Origin of the sequence: Barnesiella sp. B2-R-119 (assembly GCF_023656675.1) — a bacterium.
Lineage (GTDB): Bacteria > Bacteroidota > Bacteroidia > Bacteroidales > Barnesiellaceae > Barnesiella > Barnesiella intestinihominis.
Map to the genome: position 1 here is coordinate 1 of NZ_JAMOKL010000010.1, position 3,800 is coordinate 3,800.

Here is a 3,800-nt window from a genome sequence, read left to right on the forward strand (position 1 = left end):
CGGCTCCCCGACGACTGGCGTCGCCGGCTCGTAGCCTCCGGACTATCCTACACATCAAATGCCCAAACGCAATGCTAAGTTGCAGTAAAGGTTCACGGGGTCTTTTCGTCCCGTTGCGGGTAATCGGCATCTTCACCGATACTACAATTTCACCGAAGTCACGGTTGAGACAGTGTCCAGATCATTACACCATTCGTGCAGGTCGGAACTTACCCGACAAGGAATTTCGCTACCTTAGGACCGTTATAGTTACGGCCGCCGTTTACCGGGGCTTCAATTCAAGCCTTCTCTTGCGATTAGCTCTCCTCTTAACCTTCCGGCACCGGGCAGGTGTCAGGCTGTATACTTCATCTTGAAATTTCGCACAGCCCTGTGTTTTTGTTAAACAGTTGCCTGGACCTATTCTCTGCGCCCCATCTTACTGGGGACCCTTTTTCCCGAGGTTACAGGGTCAATTTGCCTAGTTCCTTAACCGTGAGTCTTTCGAGCGCCTTGGTATATTCTACCCGACTACGTGTGTCCGTTTGGGGTACGGGTGAATATAGAATATGCTTAGCGGATTTTCTTGGGAGCCTGATTACCACCGCTATTCGATTGCCCGGGGGCTCTCGATACTGTCAGCTTCGGCACGCCAGGCGGATTTGCCTACCCGGCGTTTACCTACTTCCTTTAACCTGCGCTTCCGTCGGCAGGCGGGTGTGTCACTTCTCCGTCTCCACATCGCTCCTATATCCAGTAACGGAATCTTTACCGTTTCTTCCATCGGCTACGCCGTTCGGCTGCGCCTTAGGGCCCGACTTACCCTGATCCGATTAGCGTTGATCAGGAATCCTTAGTCTTATGGCGAGGGGGTTTCACGCCCCCTTTATCGTTACTTATACCTACATTTGCTTTTCCGAAAGCTCCAGTCGTCCTCGAGGACGGCCTTCGTCGCCGCCGGAATGCTCCCCTACCATGTCTTACGACATCCACAGCTTCGGTAAAGGGCTTATGCCCGATTATTATCCATGCAAAACTCCTCGACTAGTGAGCTGTTACGCACTCTTTAAATGAATGGCTGCTTCCAAGCCAACATCCTAGCTGTCTTTGCAGTTTTACTTCGTTTATTCAACTTAGCCCTTATTTCGGGACCTTAGCTGGTGGTCTGAGTTGTTCCTCTTTCGGACATGGACCTTAGCACCCATGCCCTCACTCCCAAAGATCAAGTGATAGTATTCGGAGTTTGTCAAGACTTGATAGGCGGTGAAGCCCTCGCATCTTATCAGTCGCTCTACCTCTATCACTTTACTTCGAGGCTGCACCTAAATGCATTTCGGGGAGTACGAGCTATCTCCAAGTTTGATTGGCCTTTCACTCCTACCCTCAGTTCATCCGTAAGCTTTTCAACGCTTATCGGTGCGGTCCTCCAGTTGGTGTTACCCAACCTTCAACCTGACCAAGGGTAGATCACTTGGTTTCGCGTCTACTCCCGCTGACTGTACGCCTTATTCGGACTTGCTTTCGCTTCGGCTGCGCGACTGAATCGCTTAACCTTGCCAGCGAGAGTAACTCGTAGGTTCATTATGCAAAAGGCACGCCGTCACATTTTAACATGCTCCGACCGCTTGTAGGCGCATGGTTTCAGGGTCTCTTTCACTCCTCTGTTCGAGGTTCTTTTCACCTTTCCTTCACAGTACTGGTTCGCTATCGGTCTCTCGGGAGTATTTAGCCTTACGGGATGGGCCCCGCTGATTCGCCCCGGATTTCTCGTGTCCTGGGTTACTCAGGTGTCCACTGGGCTTCTGTCGGTTTTCGCGTACTGGGCTGTCACCGTCTTTGGCTACGATTTCCATCGTATTCTGCTAACTTATTTCTTGCCGTATCGTGGATCCTTCTACCCCACTCGTGCCGTAACACGAGTGGTTTGGGCTGTTCCGCGTTCGCTCGCCACTACTGGCGGAATCATTGTTATTTTCTTTTCCTGCGGGTACTTAGATGTTTCAGTTCCCCGCGTTGGCTTACCGCTTGGCGGTATGACCATTGCTGGCCGGGTTGCCCCATTCGGATATTTACGGGTCTAGGGCTATTTGCGCCTTACCGTAACTTTTCGCAGCTTATCACGTCCTTCTTCGCCTCCGAGAGCCTAGGCATCCTCCATGCGCCCTTGTTTACTTTCTTCCGCGTCTTCCGTCTCTGCTTAGAGACGGCGACGTTAGGGGTTGATATGGGTTTGCTTTGCTCGTTTACTCTTCTTTTTCCATCATGTCAAGGATCTTTCGTGGAGAATAACGGATTCGAACCGTTGACCCCCTGCTTGCAAAGCAGGTGCTCTAGCCAGCTGAGCTAATCCCCCCTTTTACTACCTGCCCTCCGGCCTGGTAGTCCCAGGCAGATTTGAACTGCCGACCTCTACATTATCAGTGTAGCGCTCTAACCTACTGAGCTATAGGACTATTCTTCAAATCGTGCCTGCGGCGGGTTGTTTTCCTTTTTTTTTATATTGAACGAAGCGTGTAGTACCAAGAGAGAGCTTGGTCTTTTCCAGTCTTGTTCCAGGTTCTGCTTCTCCAGAAAGGAGGTGTTCCAGCCGCACCTTCCGGTACGGCTACCTTGTTACGACTTAGCCCCAGTTACCGGTATTACCTTCGTACGCTCCTTGCGGTTGCATGCTTCAGGTACTCCCGGCTTCCATGGCTTGACGGGCGGTGTGTACAAGGCCCGGGAACGTATTCACCGCGCCATGGCTGATGCGCGATTACTAGCGAATCCAGCTTCATGGAGTCGGGTTGCAGACTCCAATCCGAACTGAGACAGGTTTTCGGGATTCGCGCGTCATTGCTGACTGGCTGCCTTCTGTACCTGCCATTGTAACACGTGTGTCGCCCCGGACGTAAGGGCCGTGCTGATTTGACGTCATCCCCACCTTCCTCGCGGCTTGCGCCGGCAGTCTCGACAGAGTCCTCGGCTTCACCCGTTAGTAACTGTCGATAGGGGTTGCGCTCGTTATGGCACTTAAGCCGACACCTCACGGCACGAGCTGACGACAACCATGCAGCACCTCGCAGGTGACTATTGCTAGCTATATACTTTCATATATATTCCCCCTGCGTTTGAGCCCGGGTAAGGTTCCTCGCGTATCATCGAATTAAACCACATGTTCCTCCGCTTGTGCGGGCCCCCGTCAATTCCTTTGAGTTTCACCGTTGCCGGCGTACTCCCCAGGTGGAATACTTAACGCTTTCGCTGTACCGCTTACATTGTATCGCAAACAGTTAGTATTCATCGTTTACTGCGTGGACTACCAGGGTATCTAATCCTGTTCGATACCCACGCTTTCGTGCCTCAGCGTCTGTCGCACCCTAGCAGGCTGCCTTCGCAATCGGGGTTCTGCGTGATATCTATGCATTTCACCGCTACACCACGCATTCCGCCTGCCTCTTGTGCACTCTAGCTCGCCAGTTTCAACGGCACAGTCCGGGTTGAGCCCGGAAATTTCACCGCTGACTTGGCGTGCCGCCTACGCACCCTTTAAACCCAATAAATCCGGATAACGCTTGCATCCTCCGTATTACCGCGGCTGCTGGCACGGAGTTAGCCGATGCTTTTTCTTCGGATACTTGCAATACGCTACACGTAGCGTACTTTACTCTCCGACAAAAGAGGTTTACAACCCGTAGGGCCGTCTTCCCTCACGCGACTTGGCTGGTTCAGTCTGCCGACCATTGACCAATATTCCTCACTGCTGCCTCCCGTAGGAGTTTGGACCGTGTCTCAGTTCCAATGTGGGGGACCTTCCTCTCAGAACCCCTATCCATCGTCGC

2 tRNA genes and 2 rRNA genes are annotated in these 3,800 nt (G+C 52.4%); all 4 read right to left on the reverse strand.

Going from position 1 to position 3,800, the window contains the following annotated elements:
* Positions 1 to 2,157: ribosomal RNA gene (locus tag NBH06_RS13480) — 23S ribosomal RNA — on the reverse strand; the annotation flags it as partial.
* A gap of 101 nt (positions 2,158 to 2,258) precedes the next feature.
* Positions 2,259 to 2,332 (reverse strand) — tRNA-Ala (locus tag NBH06_RS13485).
* Positions 2,333 to 2,355: 23 nt separating this feature from the next.
* Positions 2,356 to 2,432, reverse strand: a tRNA-Ile gene (locus NBH06_RS13490).
* A gap of 118 nt (positions 2,433 to 2,550) precedes the next feature.
* A 16S ribosomal RNA gene (locus NBH06_RS13495) occupies positions 2,551 to 3,800 on the reverse strand; the annotation flags it as partial.